The sequence below is a fragment of the Mesorhizobium oxytropidicola genome (assembly GCF_056174625.1).
On the sequence record NZ_JBWBWK010000003.1, the window covers coordinates 237,467 to 252,870 of the forward strand.

Below are 15,404 nucleotides of genomic sequence, written 5' to 3' on the forward strand. Positions count from 1 at the left end.
GCTGCGCCTAACGCAGAAGTTTCGGTTATGAATCGGGACTGGCCTAACGGCCTGCCCACGTTGCAATTGTTAAAAAGGAACGCACATATGGCGACCGGAACCGTGAAGTGGTTCAACAGCACCAAGGGATTTGGATTTATCCAACCCGACAATGGCAGTCAGGATGTTTTCGTCCACATTTCCGCCGTTGAAAGAGCGGGCCTTTCGACCCTCGCTGATGGTCAGAAGATCAACTATGAAGTCGAACAGGACCGCCGCACCGGCAAGTCCTCAGCTGGCAGCCTCAGCAAAGCTGGCTAATTTTCTCCTGCCTGCTGGCAACCGCCGGATGGACGCGGTACGTCGAGGAAGGACTGATGGCCGCCCAATAAGAAGCGGGCGAGAACAAGGCTCGACCGGAACGCTGGAGCAGGAGATTGCTGCAAGCCGGCGCGAATCCTGGGGAAACCAAGCTGTTTGAAAGGGAAGGCGGGGTTGGTTCCCCGCCTTTTCATATTCCGCGCAGACTTTGTTCTGTTGCGCGCGCCACAACGAACCTCGAGAGATAAAGTCAGGCTGCGGCTTTCTTGCGGGTCTTCGCCGGCTCCGTTTCCGGCTCTTTCGGTTTGCGGCCGAGCCCCATCGTCTTGGCCAACGCCGAGCGCGCTGCGGCGTAATTCGGCGCGACCATCGGATAATCTCCCGATAGACCCCATTTGGCGCGATATTCGTCCGGCGTCAGCCCATAGTCGGTCGACAGATGGCGCTTTAGCGATTTGAATTTCTTTCCGTCCTCAAGGCAGATGATGTAGTCCGGGGTCACCGACTTCTTGACCGGGACTGCAGGCTCGAGAGCCTCCGGCTCTTTTGCGGAAACGCTGCCGGCCGTGCCTTTCAGCGCTGTGTGAACCTGGCCGATCAGGGCAGGGAGTTCACCTACCGGGACCGGATTGTTGGAGACATAGGCTGAGACGACATCGGCGGTGAGCTCGATGAGGACGTCGATGTTGTTGTCGGCTTCTTCTGTCATGGAACTCTCCGGGTCGCTTGAAAGACAGCTGGCGAAGTGTCGCTACATAGTGGCGGTTGCTGTTGAAAGCAATAAAGCCCCGGCAAGACTTTTGCCATGCTCGTCCTGCACCGTGGTCAATAGCGACGCATCCCGCCGTCTTTCGTGCTGATCCGACCGCGGTTGGAGCATCCATGCTCGATGTGATGAGGAGGCGATCCTGAAACGCTGCCAAGCCCGTTCTAGATCTCTTCTATGCTGAAGATCGGAATAGATCATTCGGAGAATTCATGTCCGGCGCGCTCGACAATGGCTACCCCGAGAGCAGAGCTGGCCGCCTGTAAAGCAGCAGGATCGAACTCACAACGATCTGGGATCTGGTCGAGACGGCAACGATTGAACAAGCACCTCGGGCGCCAAGGCGCGTGCTCACGGGGGAGGGGCCCGGTGCCCAGCATCTGGAAGAGCCGGCGGCTGGCGCGTTCAGCTTCATCCTCGACCAGGCTTCGCCCCGACGAGCTGCACCGCGACATTGATGAAAAGGAGAGGGAAAGACGCCTCTGGCCAATCGTCGCCAAAAAAAGCCCGCCGGAACGAACCGGCGGGCGACGGGAGGAAACTCTTTTTGTTGAAATCAGGCTGCGAGCACCGCCTTCGGCTCGACCAGTTCATAGCCGAGTGCTTCGGCCACGGCGCGGTTGGTGATCTTTCCCTTGTGGACGTTGAGGCCGTTGCGCAAATGGTGATCGTCGACCAGCGCCTTCAGGCCCTTGTCGGCGAGCTGCAAGCCATAGTGAAGCGTCGCGTTGTTGAGCGCGTGGGCTGAGGTGACCGGCACCGCGCCGGGCATGTTGGCGACGCAGTAGTGGATGACACCGTCGACTTCGTAAGTCGGATCGGCATGGGTGGTGGCATGCGAGGTCTCAAAACAGCCGCCCTGGTCGATGGCGACGTCGACCAGCACGGAACCCTTCTTCATGCCTGACAGCATTTCGCGCGAAACCAGCTTTGGTGCCGCGGCGCCGGAATGAGCACTGCGCCGACGACGATATCGGCCGAAAAGCACTCTTCTTCCAGCGCTTCAACCGTCGAGTAGCGTGTGTGGACTCGACCGGCAAAGAGATCGTCGAGCTGGCGCAGTCGCGGGATCGAACGGTCGATGATGGTGACGTCGGCGCCGAGACCCACTGCCATCCGGGCCGCATGCAGGCCGACGACGCCGCCGCCGAGCACGGTGACCTTGCCGGGCAGCACGCCGGGCACACCGCCGAGCAACACGCCGCGACCGCCATTGGCTTTCTGCAGCGCCGTGGCGCCGGCCTGGATCGACAGGCGTCCGGCGACTTCCGACATCGGCGCCAGCAGCGGCAGGCCGCCACGGTCATCGGTCACGGTTTCATAGGCGATCGCGGTCACGCCGGAAGCGAGCAGGCCCTTGGTCTGCTCCGGATCCGGAGCAAGGTGAAGATAGGTATACAGGATCTGGCCCTCGCGAAGCTGCGCCCATTCGTTGGGCTGCGGCTCCTTCACCTTGACGATCATGTCCGACTTGGCGAACACGTCGGCAGCCGTCTTGGCAATCACAGCACCCGCGGCGCGGTAGGCGTTGTCATCAGCGCCGATGCCGGCGCCGGCGCCGGTCTCGACCAGCACTTCATGGCCGTGGGCGACATATTCGCGGACCGAGCCGGGTGTGAGGCCGACGCGATATTCGTGGTTCTTGATTTCCTTGGGGCAGCCGACGCGCATTGTCTTCTCCTGATCCGGCCCATTGGGGCTCGTTCCCTGTATGGGTGGAGTGAACCACGAATCGCTGTGCAGGTGTTTGCGAATGCGCTTGCACGAACAGCCCGGTTTCGATAATCGTTGCGCGAAATAGCGAAATATTCGCAGGATTCACGACAAATGCCGCTCGACACGATTGATATCGCCACTCTCGACAGGATCGATATCGCCATTCTTTTGGGACTTTGCAGAAAGATGCGCGCCGGATTCAGTCCGGCGTGAACGCCATGGCTGCGCATGACGGCTCGGCAAAACCAGGGCGATCGTGACGGGCTGCTGTGAAAACCACGGCTTGCTGACGATGTCCTGCTGCCCGCCGGTCGCGACCTGTTTGCGGCGCAGCGATTAGATTGCACCGCCTTCTCCGCGCCAGCGTTTCACAGCCGAAAAACCCGCCACTCTTGGGCACGAGCGGCGGGTTTTTACAGCGTTACTCGGACTGAATACGCGTCCTCAATCACATTGACCGCGCGTAGTTAAGTCTGCATTAACATGCAAGATCCGGGCATCTAAATCGATACGAGCGCAAGATGCCGCGCGGTCGGACGTTCCGGGCCCAAATCCTTTTCGCCGTCAAATCGGCAAGGCGTCAGCTGTCACAAAATCCGCGCTTGACGTTACGTAAGCTCTCGTGTTTTTCGCTGTGCGGGGAACGCCTTCCAGTCTCGGTCGAGGGCGACGAAATGAGGGGCAGCGATGGTGGTTGGCGAGCCAAATGACGTGCGCGTCAAACGCGCCGGTGGGGGATGGGTCGTTCATATTGTCGAGGACGGCAAACTGACAGTTCTTCGATTCATGACACAGCCTCCCGCCGAAAATTCCGCCGATGAGCAACGAGCCAGGCTCGGCCTTGCTAGCAAGCCACCAATTGACGAACGCTGATGTCTGCACCGGATTTGGGGAGACGTTGGATGGCTGGTGAGCCTTTACGCCGGCGGGAGGAACACATCGCCGAAGGGCCATTTCAACGCTCTTTGCGGCCGTTCGGCTGGCCATATTCACGATGATGGTTGGCGCCGCTGGCGATGGGGAAGACGACTATGGGACCCGCTTGATCGACACGTCGGCAAGGATCACGAAAAGCCAGATCGTCAAGGACCCGGCCGCAGCGCTGGAAAAAGCAGCAGGAATTTGCAAGCGGCCGCCGCAACTGACTTCAGACAGGGAATCGAGCCGCGGGGCTGTTGGCTCAGCCGTGGAGATGCCGACATTGCGCGATCCGTGAGGCTCCTCTCTTCAGCGCTGGGCAAGTTGCAACGGGCGGAGACTTTCTCACATGTGCGGAGGTGTCACGCCCCGGAGACCAGGGCAGGAATGGCCAAAGCCTCATCCGCCTCATCAAGGATCGAGAAACTGTAACGGCCGTCGGCATCGAGATCGACGGAGTAACTCAGGCGGTCGAGTATGTTGTTATCCTGGTCGAACGTAACGATCCGCGGCTTCAGAGAGGTAATGTGCGCTTCGTCCAGATAGATGGAGTTGCAGACAATGATCTGGTCCTCGGGCTGGCAGGTGCGGGCAGCTGCTCCGTTGAGAATACAGCATCGTGACCCGCGCTCACCGAGGATGACATAGGTCGAAATCCGCGCTCCGGAATTCTTGTTCCAAATCTCCACGAATTCCATCGGCAGGATCCCTGCTTCTTCGCAGTGGTCAGGGTCGAGCGTTATCGAGCCGTGGTAATTGAGGTTCGCTTCGGTGATGTAGATGCCGTGCAGCTTGCCGGCGACTAGTTTTCGCATTGGTCTGTTGTCCTATCCGTCATGAATGATCAGTCCTGCCGCCCTCGGAGCAGCCAGTTATTCGGCTAAATTCCGACGACGAGTGCGCCGCCGCTGAGACCGGCACCCGCGGCGGCTAGGAGAATCTTCTCGCCCTGCCGGAACGGCTCCGCTTGGTTGGCCAGCGACAGCGACAGTGGGATCGTCGCGGCGGAAGAGTTGCCGTAGTCGACGATCGTCTTGACGATCGCATGATCTGCTATGCCGAGGTTTCTCCCAACGGCATCGAAAATGCGGGCATTGGCCTGATGCGGCACGAACCGGTCGATGTCCTGCGGCCGCATTCGGGCAGCAGTGAGCGCGTCCTGCGAGCAGGCAGTCATCATCTCGACCGCCTTGGCGAACACTTCACGGCCGTCGGTGATCGTCATTCGAGTCTCCTCGAGGTCGAGGTCGCCGTGGAACGGCTTGTTGCTTCCTCCAGCGGGAATCTGGATCAGCCCGTAGCGCGAGCCATCGGAATCCACCGAGGCGCTGAGAATACCGCGATCCGGGTCCTCGCAGGGACCAATCACCACGGCGCCGGCGGCATCGGCAAACAGCACGGCGCTGGCACGCTCAGCGGGATTGATGCGACGGCTAAGGATGTTGGCGGCGATGATCAGCGCTGGTTTGCCGTGCAGGCAGGTGAAGCCGTCCGCGAACATCAGCGCATAGATGAAACCGGCACAGGCGCCGGTCAGATCGACCGCGCCCGTGCGGCCAAGGCCTAGCTTGTGCGCGACCAGGGGTGCGCTGGGCGGCAGAAGGTGATCGGGCGTCGAGGTGGCAAGCAACAACAGCCCGATGTCGCTGCGGTCAATACCGGCGTTCGCCAGCGCCATGTCGCCAGCCTGCGTGGCAAGACCAGACAGCGTGTCTTCGTCCGTTGCCCAGAAGCGCGAGCGAATTCCGGTGCGCCGTTCGATCCACCCGGGTTCGAGGCCGAGACTGTTCTCGATTTCCGGGTTCTCGACCCTGCGCGCCGGCGCATGATGGCCAAACCCAAGAATGCGCGACGATCTGCTCATGGCTTTGAGCCGAAGCGTTCACCGGCCTCCTCGATTGCGTCATAGAGTCCGTCCAACTCGTCTCCGGTGATGCAATAGGGCGGGAGAAGATAGAGGACATTGCCGAGCGGACGAACAAGCAGCCCCCGGTCGAGGAAGAACGCGCGCAGCTTCGGCCCGATCTCGGCGAGATAACCTGCGGAACCGGTTCGGAGGTCGAGCGCTGCGATCGTTCCCGTGGCTCGGCAGTCGGCAAAATATGGATTGTCGCGAAAGCGTCGAAGCCCGGCGGCCTGCATCGCACTCAACGCCGCGATCCGCTCGGCCACGGGCTCGTCGCGCCAGATCTCGACATTGGCAAGTGCTGCCGCGCAGGCAATCGGGTTGGCGGTGTAGGAGCTCGAATGGAAAAGCGTCTTCTTCCGGTCCACCGAATAATGAGCCTGAAAGATCGCATCCGTGGCAAGCGTTGCGGCCAGCGGCATTACGCCGCCAGTCAAGCCCTTCGAGGTGCACAGGATGTCCGGAGAGATGGACGCCTGCTCGCAGGCAAACATGGTTCCGGTGCGTCCCCAGCCGGTCATAACCTCGTCGGCGATCAGCAGCGTGCCGGAGGCCTCAGTGATCTTCTTCAATTCAGCCAGAACCCAGGCCGGATACATCAGCATGCCGCCGGCGCCAAGCACGAGTGGTTCGACGATCAGCGCGGCGGCGCGCCGGTCGCGGCTGACGGCCTCGAAACGATCCAGCGTTTCCTGTTCGTGCCCGGCGGCCGGGAAGGGGATGGTGTCGACCTCGAACAGCAAAGGCTCGTAGGCGGCGTTGAACACGCCGCGGGCGCCAACGCTCATCGTGCCGATGGTGTCGCCATGATAGCTGTGCTCCATGACGACGATGCGCGAGCGCGGCGCGCCGATGTTGCGGAAATAACCGAGCGCCATCTTCAGCGCGACTTCGACGCAGGTCGAGCCGCTGTCGGAATAGAACACCCAGTCGAGGCCCGATGGAGCGAGACCGACAAGCGCCTTGGCCAGGCGTTCGGCCGGCTCGTGGGTGAAACCTGCGAAGATGATCTGGTCGAGGCTCGACGCGGTCGTCTCGATGGCCTTCATGATGCTGGGATGGCGGTGGCCATGGGTGACGACCCACCAGGACGAAATGGCGTCCAGGATGCGCGTACCGTCGGCCTTGTGGAGATAGGCGCCTTCGGTCAGGACGATTTCAGGAATCGCCGGCTCGAGCGCATGCTGGGTGAAGGGGTGCCAGACATGGGACTGCGACATCAGTCACCTCCCGCAATCGAGGCGAAGGCGAAGCCGGCAATCATTGCGTCTCGCAGCGTTTTGTCCGTCAGCGGATCGAGATAGGGCAGCCTGCCGAGCTGCGGCACCCCGCCCATTTCCACGATTGTCCGTTGCGTATCGGCCATCTCATCGCCGATGAAAGCGATGCCGGCTAGCGGGATGGAGCGCGCCCGCAGCGCCTCGATCGACAGCAGCGTGTGGTTGATGGTGCCGAGCGTGGTGCGGGCGCACAAAATGACTGGCAGCCGCCACTCAGCGAAGATGTCGATGAACCTTGTGCGCCGGTTGAGCGGCACCATCAGCCCACCCGCGCCCTCGATGACGAGCGGTGTCGGCAGGACGGGAAAAGTAAGATCGGCAGCCTTGATCGCGACGCCGTCGATCTCGGCCGAACGATGCGGCGACAGCGGGCTCCGCAAGCGGTAGGCTTCCGGCAGCACGCGACCCGACGGCAGGCCGGCAAGTCGCGCGACCACCTCGCTGTCTGTCTCGTCGTCGAGGCCCGATTGCACCGGCTTCCAGTAAAAACCGTCGAGCAGACCGGCGAGCCCAGCCGCAAATACGGTCTTGCCAATTCCGGTGTCTGTTCCGGTGATCACGATGCGTTGGGTCATGCCTTGCCCATCACCTCGACGATCGTGTCGACCATGGCGGAAATGTCCGGTTCGGCGACATGCTCAGGTGCATTGCCGCGCAACAGCCTCGACCCGGTGGCGCCAACCGGCGTGCCCCGCGCGATCGCCGCCGCGACCGCATCGCCTAACCTTTTGGAGGCGGCAAGCCCGAGATAGTCGTTCGACGAGAAGTCGAGGCCGGCGCGCGGCACAATCGTCCGCAGCCGGTCCTTGCGCGCCAGTCCCTGCAAGGTCGCCTCGTACCGGGCCAGCGGTGCCCCCTTCACTGCGCCTCCAGTTCCATCGGCTCGATGCCGAGGCGCCGGAACAGAAGGGTATCCTTGTCCTCGCCGGGGTTGTCCGCCGTCAGCAGCGTGTCGCCGACGAAGATCGAATTGGCGCCGGCAAAGAAGCACAGCGCCTGCATCTCGTCGGTCATGGCGGTGCGGCCGGCAGAAAGACGCACATGCGATTTCGGCATCATGATGCGCGCCAGCGCGATCACGCGCACGAATTCGATCGGCTCGATCGGCTTGGCTTCGGCAAGCGGGGTGCCGGCGATCGGGATCAGCATGTTGATCGGAACGCTTTGCGGATGTTCCGGCAGGTTGGCCAGCGTCACCAGCATGTCGATCCGGTCCACCGGCTCTTCGCCCATGCCGACAATGCCGCCACAGCAGACCTTGATGCCGGATTGGCGAACCTGTTCGAGCGTCTCCAGCCGGTCGGCAAAGCTGCGCGTGCTGATGATCTCGCTGTAGTAGCGTTCCGACGTATCGATGTTGTGGTTGTAATAGTCGAGACCGGCTTGTTTCAGACGAGCGGTCTGCTCAAGATCGAGCATGCCGAGCGTCATGCAGGTCTCCATGCCCAGCGCCTTGACGCCTTCGACCATCGCCACCACTGCATCCATGTCGCGCGCTTTCGGGTTTCGCCAGGCCGCGCCCATGCAATAGCGGGTGGCGCCAGCATCGCGCGCCTTGGTGGCTTCGGCGATGACGCGCCTGACCTCCATCAGCTTCGAGGCCTTCAACCCGCTTTCGTGATGCGCGGACTGGCTGCAATAGCCGCAATCCTCCGGGCAGCCGCCTGTCTTGATGCTGAGAAGCCGGCTGAGCTGGACCTTGTTGGGATCGAAATTCTCGCGGTGGACGGTTTGCGCGAGGAAGAGGAGATTGTTGAAGGGCGCGTCGTGAACAGCCCGAGCCTTCTCCAGGGTCCACATCCCGCCATCGTTGCATTGCGCCTGTGGCATTGTCTTCGTCGAATTCGATGCGTGCATCCCTGTCCTGTTCCCTGGGTTCTGGCGTTACGGCTTCTTTGCTGGCGGATTGACGGCGACTGGAAGGCTTATCGGCCCGCTGCCGTCCGTTTGTCAGTCGATCATGAGTCCCGATAATCAAGGCCGATATCCAGGATCGGCGCGCTGTGGGTAAGCCAGCCGATGGAGATCATATCGACGCCGGTCGCGGCGACTGCTGGCGCCGTGGCGGCGGTGATACTGCCCGATGCTTCGGTGATGCATCGACCGGCGACCATCGATACCGCATGGCGCAATTCGTCGACCGACATGTTGTCGAGCAGCACAGCGTCGGGGGCGAGAGCCAGGACATCTTCCAGCTGGGCCAGGGTATCGACTTCGACCTCGATCTTGACGAGATGGCCGACACTCGCACGCGCTCGTTCAATGGCCGGGCGGATTCCTCCGGCCATGGCGATATGGTTGTCCTTGATCAGGATGGCGTCGTCGAGGCCGAAACGGTGATTGGCGCCGCCACCAGCGCGCACCGCGTATTTTTCGACTGCCCGCAAACCGGGCGTCGTCTTGCGGGTGCAGACGATTTTCGCCTTGTGGTTGTGGATGGCATTGACGATCGATGCCGTCGCCGTGGCGATGCCGCTCAGATGGCTGAGGAAATTAAGCGCGGTGCGTTCGGCGGTGAGAATGGCTCGGGCTGGCCCGCTCACCGACGCTATGGTCTGTCCTTGCGCCACCTCGCTGCCGTCCGGGCACTCAAGCGTACTCTCGATCCTCTCATCGATCAGCCTGAAAGCGAGCATCGCCAGATCGAGCCCCGCGACAACTCCACTCTGCCGTGCCGAAAGCACGGTCGTTGCCCGAAGGTCCTTCGGAACGATGGCGTCGGTCGTCAGATCACCGGCCCGGCCGAGATCTTCCAGAAGCGCTGCCCGCACCAGGGGCTCGAGCATGATTGCGGGAAGCGGCGAGAGGTTCATGGCTCGACCTCTTCAAGCGTTGACGAACATGCGAGTTCGTCGGATGTCGCTAAAGCTTCATCAAGCCTGAGCCTGGAGCGGCGGGCGATGGCAGCACGATCGGGAAAGTCCGTGCGGTAGTGAGCGCCGCGGCTTTCCTGGCGCAGCAAGGCGGCAACCGCGATCATCAGTCCCACTGCGGCGGGATCGGACGCCACATTGTGGCGTCTGGCCAGCGGAAGCAATGTCCGAACGGTCTCGCGCAACATCTCGCCATCACGCTTCACGCCAAGGGCGCGTGTCAGGAGGGGACGCAAGGAGACTGAATCGGGCGCCGGAATTTCGCGTGCCGTCGATCGTGTTCTGACGCCGATCGCAGATCCCGCCACGCTTTCGGCGACCCAGCGCGCGCACACCACAGCTTCGGTCAGCGAGTTGCTGGCAAGCCTGTTGGCGCCGTGCAGTCCAGTCGAGGCGACTTCGCCGCAAGCCCACAGTCCGGCAACGGAGGAGCGTCCCTCCCGATCCACCGCGACGCCTCCCATGTGATAGTGCTGGGCCGGCCGTATCGGAATGAGGTCGCGCTCTGGGTCGATGCCGGCGCGCCGGCAGGTTGATGCGATCGTCGGAAACTGCCGTGCGAATGTCGGGCCGGGCTTTTCTCGTCCATCGAGAAAGACGCGGTGGCCCTTCGAAAGATGGGTCCAGATGGCGCGCGCCACGACGTCGCGCGGCGCGAGTTCTGCGTCATGCAAGTCTTCGAGGAAGCGTTGGCCAGTCTCATCGACAATCGTCGCGCCTTCGCCGCGAACCGCTTCGCTGATCAGCGGCATCGGGCGAGCCGGCCCGTCAAGCGCCGTCGGGTGGAACTGGATGAATTCCAGATCGGCAAGGACAGCACCCGCGCGGGCTGCAAGTGCTAGGCCTTGCCCGCAGCTGCCGAGCGGGTTTGTCGAGTCGCGGAACAGGCCGCCAATCCCGCCGGTCGCGAGGACGACCCGTCCCGTACCCAGGAACACAGGGCTCATCGAACAGCTTGCCCAAACGCCCCGGACCGTATTGTCCTCGACCGCCAGCCGCCGCGCCTCCACACCCTCGACCACCACAATCGACGGAGCGTTTCGTACGGCGGCGACCAGCGCGCGCATGATTTCCTGTCCGCTGCCGTCGCCGCCGGCATGAACGATGCGCCGGCGGCCGTGCGCGGCCTCCAAGCCAAGACGCAGTGCTCCTTCAGGCGTCCGATCGAAGCGGACCCCAAGGTTTTCCAGGGCCTCAATCGCGTTAGGAGCCGCATGGAGAATGCGGCTTGCGATGTCTGCGTCGCACAGCCCATCCCCGGCGGCGAGCGTATCGGCGAGGTGCAGCGCCGGATCGTCGTCAACGCCAAGACTGGCAGCCAGCCCGCCCTGTGCCCACGCGCTCGATGCTTCAGATCCGAGCGGCGTCCTGGACAAAACAAGCACGGGTTCTGGCGCCAGATGAAGCGCGGTCAATAATCCAGCAATGCCGCCGCCAATGATGATGGGCCGGCCAAAGAAGCTGCGCACATCCGCACTCATACGGCGAGCATCCGCTCGACGGCAAGTCGCGCGCGCCCGGCGATCTCCGGCTCGATGGTCACGATATGGCGGTTCTCTTCGAGTGCGGCGCGGATGTTGGCAAGCGTGATGCGCTTCATGTGCGGGCACAAATTGCAGGGCCGGATGAACTCGAGCTCTGGATGCTGAAGCGCCACATTGTCGCTCATCGAGCATTCCGTCAGCAGCACGACGCGCGGCGGCTTTTGCAGCCCGACATAATCGGACATGGCGGCGGTAGAACCGGAGAAGTCCGCTTCCGCGACCACTTCGGGCGGGCACTCGGGATGCGCCAGCACGATCACACCGGGATGGTCCTCGCGCAGCTGGCGGATGTCGGCCGGCGTAAAGCGCTCATGTACCTCGCAATGCCCTTTCCAGGCGATGATTTCGACGTCGGTCTGGGCGGCGATGTTCTGGGCCAGATACTCATCCGGCAGCATGATCACCCTGGGAACACCAAGCGATTCCACGACGGCTTTCGCATTGCCTGACGTGCAGCAGATGTCGGACTCTGCCTTCACTTCGGCCGACGTGTTGACGTAGGTGACGACAGGCACGCCCGGATAGCGTTGCCGCAGCAGCCGGATGTCCTCGGCGGTAATCGAGTCCGCCAGCGAACAGCCTGCGCGCAAATCGGGAATGAGGACTGTCTTTTGCGGGTTGAGCAGCTTCGCCGTCTCGGCCATGAAATGCACGCCGGCAAGCACGATGACATCCGCTTCAGTCGACATCGCCTTGCGGGCAAGAGCCAGGCTGTCGCCGACGATGTCGGCGACGCAGTGGAAGATCTCCGGCGTCTGGTAGTTATGCGCCAGGATGACGGCATTGTGCTGCCGCTTCAGATCGAGAATGGCATCGATATCGCCGGCAAATACCGGCCATTCGATCGCGGGGATAACGCGCCGGACGCGGTCGTACAGGGACGCACCCGAAGGCAGGACGGCGCTCATCGAGCCTCCAGTTATAGTCTACATGAATATAAGTGATCTATATATTCGTTGTGACTATAAGCGATGTCAAGCCCGCGCAAGCGGCAATTTTGTCCCAGCCACGGGCCTCTCGTCGAGAATGTCGTGGCGGAAGCGGTAGAGGCGCGCCGGCCGGCCGCCGGTTTCCGCCGTCGTCTCACCGGTCTTCTCAACGAGGTCCTGCTGCTCGATGAGCCGGCGGAAGTTTGGCTTGTTGATGAGCCTGCCGGAGAGCGCCTCCACGGTTCGCTGCAGCTGCAGAAGTGTGAAGAGCGGCGGCATCAGCTCGAACACGACCGGCCGGTATTTGATCTTGGAGCGCAGCCGCGCCATAGCCGTTGCCAGGATGCGGCGGTGATCGGCGATCATGGATTTGCCAGATACCGAGGTAGGCGCCGCCGAATGTCCGCCGCGCATCGCTTCCTCCACCAGGGCGGCTTCGTAGAGCAGCTCATAGCGTTGAAGCGTGAGTTCCTCGTTCCAATGGCGGTCGTCGAAGCCGAAGGCGATCGCCGCCCGCCGTCGCCGGTCGAGGCGCGTCGCGCCGTCGTCAGCGCCGTCTGCCCATTCGATGAGGCGCAGCCGCAATTCGTCCACGACCGCGGGTGTGCCGGAGCGGTGATCCTCCCACGGGAAATAGTCGTACCAGCTTCCCCAGTGGCGCCCGTCCGAGCCGCCAGCTTTGTCTGGATGGGTGAGCGCGAGGTAGCTGATCGAAATCACGCGCTGTTCACCGCCGATCCGGTCGCGATCGGCGAAGGTGTAGAGCTGTTCGATATAACCGAGCGGCTGGCCTGTCTGTTGTTCCACCCATCCCCTGAGGCCCGACTGCGGCGAACGATGAGCAAGCTCGAATGGCCCCGAGGGCAGCGCGGCTTCCTGTCCAACGGTGAGAACACAAGGTCCCCCACCGTTCATTGCCACAACGACGGCGATCAGGTCGGCTTTGACGTCGTTGGCCTTAACTGCGGCCTTGCCTTTCCTGATGCCTTTTGCGCGATCGTCCATGGTCCCCGAAGTGGTTGGGCAGAGCTTTGCCGCGTAGGCGGCTGAACCGATTTAATTCGGTATTTGTACGATAATTGTCGGCCCGTCAACACCACGCGTCGTGGCGATTTTCGGCTTTTGGCGGCTACACAAAAATGTGCCAAATGCGACAGCCGTGGCTGGTAACGTTGGGGAAGGACGCGTCCATCGAGTGCGGTTGCTAACTCCAACGCGATCACGCCGCCAGATGTTCGTTCGAAAAAGGCGGGACGACGTTCGTCTGCTGACCGCCTATGCCACGCCGATTGCAAAGCTCGTCGATCGACATTGCGACATTCTTCTCCAGTTCGCCCGCGCCGCCATCAATGCATTCGAGCACAACCTGTACGAGTCAATAAATCGACTCGCCGGCACTATTGTTTCAGGTGAAATGAATCTAGTTTCAAAGGGTTCGACCGATAGGCCGGGCACAGCTGCGGCCATCACGGCCATTTGACATAAACGCGTCGCCCGATTGAGATTGTCTTGACGGTAGCGTAGTTCGCCATCCATGCCAGTCGAGATGATCATGGGCAAATATCGAGACCATCGCGAGCCACGCGGGCATCGCCATGACGATGACCCCGTTTCCTTTTCGGGACGGACCTCCGAGCCAAGCTACTTTCAGCGCCCGGCGACCGTGACCGCGCAACCCGTCGACGCCGAGGTATTGTGGTTCACAGTCAGCAAGGGTTTTGGCTTCGTCAAACTGTCGGACGGCACGGAGGCCTATCTGCACGTCCGAGTGTTGGAGGCTGCCGGAAACCGAGATGTTGCCGAGGGGACGCTTCTGAAGGTCACGGTCGAAAAAAGTCCAAAAGGTCATCAAGTCGCTCAGGTGCTGGAGATCGGCGATCCGATCGCGAAAACTCCCTCGCATACCCGCGTCCCTGGAGAGACGAGCGTCGAGACGGGTGCGCCGCCAGAGAGCGGGGGCACGGTCAAGTGGTACAAACCCGAAAAGGGCTTCGGCTTCATAGCTCCTGACAACGGTGAGAAGGACGTCTTCGTTCATGCCAGCACCCTGACCCGTTCAGGGCTCAGTGCGCTGGTGGAGGGACAGAAGGTGGTTGTCGCATGCGGGCAAGGCAAGAAAGGCTTGGAAGTCCGGAGCATTCGCCTCGCCTAGTAAAAATTGAGCCCGATTAAGATGCCGATATCGGCCAACCTCGCACCGAGACTTTGGCTAGGCTGTGGCGCAACGGCCGCTATGCTCTCAAACTGGAAGGCGAAGGCGGTACGGGCGACAAACAGAGCAGCAAGAATGGTCCAGCGGCTTCGCATTTGGATCTTCCCAAGTACTGTGAACTATGCCGTTGGCTTGGCATTTGAGTGTCACGCACCCGGTCCTTGCCGGTCTTGGCATAGACGCTTCCGGCCTACATTAGCGCCGACTTATGATGTATAAAGGCTGTGACGACCTTAGCCGCCGCTTAGGGGACCATTGGTGAATGCGGTCGGAACACGACGCATAGCGGGCTTGGCAGGCGTGATCGTCGCGGCTGCCGCGCTCAAGGATGTCTCTGCGTTTGCGCATAGCGCTGATAGCTGGACCTATCCACCGGCCTGCTGTCACGGCGACCCGGTGACCGGAGAGTGCGGTAAGATTCCCAGCAAAACAGTAACACCGCGACCCGATGGCTATGAGATCATCTTGCGACCAGGCGACCATCGGAAAGTCACTCATCAGAATCGCTACTTCGTGCCATACGACGTGGTCATTCCGTCCGGCGACGACAATTTCCACATCTGCCTGCATCCGACCGAGGAGCACGAAAACTGCTTCTTCGCACCTGCAAACGCGATGTAGGCTCGGTTACATCCCGTCGATCTAACCTGTGCCCATTGGTGCGAAGAAGCACGTCCATCTGAACCTGTGAAAGGTCTCGTACTTCATATGTGGAGTGACCGTCCGATAGAACGTCATCAAACGCTCGCAGATATGGTATCGATCATCCGGCGCCGCCTGGACGCGCTCTCTGGGGATAAACCACTCCCCTCCTTGTGGCTCATTCATGTAGGTGGGACGAGTTAGCCTGACGTAATAGCCGTCTTTGGTCGCCCTGACGTCGCTGGAATCGATTGGGTGACAGTCTTTGTTGCCGCAGCAGTTATAATGAAGAATGGGATCAGTCTTGCCGGTGTACCA

General features: G+C 61.6%; 15 protein-coding genes and 2 pseudogenes. 5 read left to right on the plus strand and 12 right to left on the minus strand.

Annotation, left to right across the window (positions count from 1 at the left end):
* Positions 1 to 87: 87 nt before the first annotated feature.
* Positions 88 to 300 (plus strand): cold-shock protein, encoded by a 213-nt coding sequence (locus AC0V8S_RS40575; protein ID WP_258598170.1) that lies wholly within the window; start codon positions 88 to 90, stop codon positions 298 to 300.
* A gap of 250 nt (positions 301 to 550) precedes the next feature.
* Here AC0V8S_RS40575 and AC0V8S_RS40580 read toward each other — a convergent pair whose 3' ends face one another.
* The gene (locus AC0V8S_RS40580) at positions 551 to 1,009 is read right to left on the minus strand and encodes a Ros/MucR family transcriptional regulator (RefSeq protein WP_258598168.1); all 459 of its coding nucleotides are present in this window, start codon (positions 1,007 to 1,009) and stop codon (positions 551 to 553) included.
* A gap of 613 nt (positions 1,010 to 1,622) precedes the next feature.
* Positions 1,623 to 2,737 (minus strand): annotated as a pseudogene (ald, locus tag AC0V8S_RS40585) (alanine dehydrogenase).
* Between the two features lie 1,087 nt (positions 2,738 to 3,824).
* Here ald and AC0V8S_RS40590 point away from each other — a divergent pair.
* Positions 3,825 to 3,998 (plus strand): hypothetical protein, encoded by a 174-nt coding sequence (locus tag AC0V8S_RS40590; protein WP_475439211.1) that lies wholly within the window; start codon positions 3,825 to 3,827, stop codon positions 3,996 to 3,998.
* 64 nt (positions 3,999 to 4,062) lie between these two features.
* Here AC0V8S_RS40590 and panD read toward each other — a convergent pair whose 3' ends face one another.
* The 10 genes and pseudogenes from panD to AC0V8S_RS40640 all read right to left on the minus strand — a co-directional run bounded on the left by panD (position 4,063) and on the right by AC0V8S_RS40640 (position 13,237).
* Positions 4,063 to 4,515: an aspartate 1-decarboxylase gene (panD, locus tag AC0V8S_RS40595; RefSeq protein ID WP_475439212.1), complete on the minus strand. Its 453-nt coding sequence runs from the start codon at positions 4,513 to 4,515 to the stop codon at positions 4,063 to 4,065.
* A gap of 65 nt (positions 4,516 to 4,580) precedes the next feature.
* The gene (locus tag AC0V8S_RS40600) at positions 4,581 to 5,564 is read right to left on the minus strand and encodes a beta-ketoacyl-ACP synthase III (RefSeq protein ID WP_475439213.1); all 984 of its coding nucleotides are present in this window, start codon (positions 5,562 to 5,564) and stop codon (positions 4,581 to 4,583) included.
* Positions 5,561 to 6,826, minus strand: a complete 1,266-nt coding sequence (locus AC0V8S_RS40605; protein WP_475439214.1) for an adenosylmethionine--8-amino-7-oxononanoate transaminase — start codon at positions 6,824 to 6,826, stop codon at positions 5,561 to 5,563. The genes AC0V8S_RS40600 and AC0V8S_RS40605 overlap by 4 nt, the downstream gene beginning before the upstream one ends.
* Positions 6,826 to 7,461, minus strand: coding sequence for a dethiobiotin synthase (bioD, locus tag AC0V8S_RS40610; RefSeq protein WP_475439215.1), 636 nt, complete (start codon positions 7,459 to 7,461; stop codon positions 6,826 to 6,828). Before bioD ends, AC0V8S_RS40605 begins: the two co-directional genes overlap by 1 nt.
* Before the next feature lie 53 nt (positions 7,462 to 7,514).
* Positions 7,515 to 7,748 (minus strand): annotated as a pseudogene (locus AC0V8S_RS40615) (8-amino-7-oxononanoate synthase); the annotation flags it as partial.
* The gene (gene bioB, locus AC0V8S_RS40620; RefSeq protein ID WP_475439216.1) at positions 7,745 to 8,686 is read right to left on the minus strand and encodes a biotin synthase BioB; all 942 of its coding nucleotides are present in this window, start codon (positions 8,684 to 8,686) and stop codon (positions 7,745 to 7,747) included. The pseudogene AC0V8S_RS40615 and the gene bioB, both read right to left, overlap by 4 nt.
* Before the next feature lie 158 nt (positions 8,687 to 8,844).
* On the minus strand, positions 8,845 to 9,699 hold the full coding sequence (nadC, locus tag AC0V8S_RS40625; RefSeq protein WP_475439217.1) for a carboxylating nicotinate-nucleotide diphosphorylase: 855 nt from the start codon (positions 9,697 to 9,699) through the stop codon (positions 8,845 to 8,847).
* Positions 9,696 to 11,240, minus strand: coding sequence for an L-aspartate oxidase (locus tag AC0V8S_RS40630; RefSeq protein ID WP_475439218.1), 1,545 nt, complete (start codon positions 11,238 to 11,240; stop codon positions 9,696 to 9,698). The genes nadC and AC0V8S_RS40630 overlap by 4 nt, the downstream gene beginning before the upstream one ends.
* A complete protein-coding gene (gene nadA, locus AC0V8S_RS40635; protein WP_475439219.1) occupies positions 11,237 to 12,211 on the minus strand; it encodes a quinolinate synthase NadA in 975 nt (324 codons plus the stop codon). Before nadA ends, AC0V8S_RS40630 begins: the two co-directional genes overlap by 4 nt.
* 66 nt (positions 12,212 to 12,277) lie before the next feature.
* Positions 12,278 to 13,237 (minus strand): NUDIX hydrolase, encoded by a 960-nt coding sequence (locus AC0V8S_RS40640; protein WP_475439220.1) that lies wholly within the window; start codon positions 13,235 to 13,237, stop codon positions 12,278 to 12,280.
* Positions 13,238 to 13,463: 226 nt separating this feature from the next.
* On the opposite strand from AC0V8S_RS40640, the gene AC0V8S_RS40645 reads away from it, so the two are divergent.
* The 3 genes from AC0V8S_RS40645 to AC0V8S_RS40655 all read left to right on the plus strand — a co-directional run bounded on the left by AC0V8S_RS40645 (position 13,464) and on the right by AC0V8S_RS40655 (position 15,065).
* On the plus strand, positions 13,464 to 13,712 hold the full coding sequence (locus AC0V8S_RS40645; protein ID WP_475439221.1) for a hypothetical protein: 249 nt from the start codon (positions 13,464 to 13,466) through the stop codon (positions 13,710 to 13,712).
* Between the two features lie 72 nt (positions 13,713 to 13,784).
* Positions 13,785 to 14,384, plus strand: a complete 600-nt coding sequence (locus AC0V8S_RS40650) for a cold-shock protein (RefSeq protein ID WP_475439222.1) — start codon at positions 13,785 to 13,787, stop codon at positions 14,382 to 14,384.
* 360 nt (positions 14,385 to 14,744) lie between these two features.
* Positions 14,745 to 15,065: a hypothetical protein gene (locus AC0V8S_RS40655; protein ID WP_258598202.1), complete on the plus strand. Its 321-nt coding sequence runs from the start codon at positions 14,745 to 14,747 to the stop codon at positions 15,063 to 15,065.
* Positions 15,066 to 15,404: the final 339 nt, after the last annotated feature.

Excerpts from the sequence above, each read along its gene's own strand:
- nadC (WP_475439217.1), bottom strand. The coding sequence starts at position 9,699 with ATGAACCTCTCGCCGCTTCCCGCAATCATGCTCGAGCCCCTGGTGCGG.
- AC0V8S_RS40580 (WP_258598168.1), bottom strand. The coding sequence starts at position 1,009 with ATGACAGAAGAAGCCGACAACAACATCGACGTCCTCATCGAGCTCACC.
- bioB (WP_475439216.1), bottom strand. The coding sequence starts at position 8,686 with ATGTGGACCCTGGAGAAGGCTCGGGCTGTTCACGACGCGCCCTTCAAC.
- AC0V8S_RS40575 (WP_258598170.1), top strand. The coding sequence starts at position 88 with ATGGCGACCGGAACCGTGAAGTGGTTCAACAGCACCAAGGGATTTGGA.
- nadA (WP_475439219.1), bottom strand. The coding sequence starts at position 12,211 with ATGAGCGCCGTCCTGCCTTCGGGTGCGTCCCTGTACGACCGCGTCCGG.
- AC0V8S_RS40640 (WP_475439220.1), bottom strand. The coding sequence starts at position 13,237 with ATGGACGATCGCGCAAAAGGCATCAGGAAAGGCAAGGCCGCAGTTAAG.
- AC0V8S_RS40605 (WP_475439214.1), bottom strand. The coding sequence starts at position 6,826 with ATGTCGCAGTCCCATGTCTGGCACCCCTTCACCCAGCATGCGCTCGAG.
- bioD (WP_475439215.1), bottom strand. The coding sequence starts at position 7,461 with ATGACCCAACGCATCGTGATCACCGGAACAGACACCGGAATTGGCAAG.
- AC0V8S_RS40600 (WP_475439213.1), bottom strand. The coding sequence starts at position 5,564 with ATGAGCAGATCGTCGCGCATTCTTGGGTTTGGCCATCATGCGCCGGCG.
- panD (WP_475439212.1), bottom strand. The coding sequence starts at position 4,515 with ATGCGAAAACTAGTCGCCGGCAAGCTGCACGGCATCTACATCACCGAA.
- AC0V8S_RS40630 (WP_475439218.1), bottom strand. The coding sequence starts at position 11,240 with ATGAGTGCGGATGTGCGCAGCTTCTTTGGCCGGCCCATCATCATTGGC.
- AC0V8S_RS40650 (WP_475439222.1), top strand. The coding sequence starts at position 13,785 with ATGGGCAAATATCGAGACCATCGCGAGCCACGCGGGCATCGCCATGAC.
- AC0V8S_RS40645 (WP_475439221.1), top strand. The coding sequence starts at position 13,464 with ATGTTCGTTCGAAAAAGGCGGGACGACGTTCGTCTGCTGACCGCCTAT.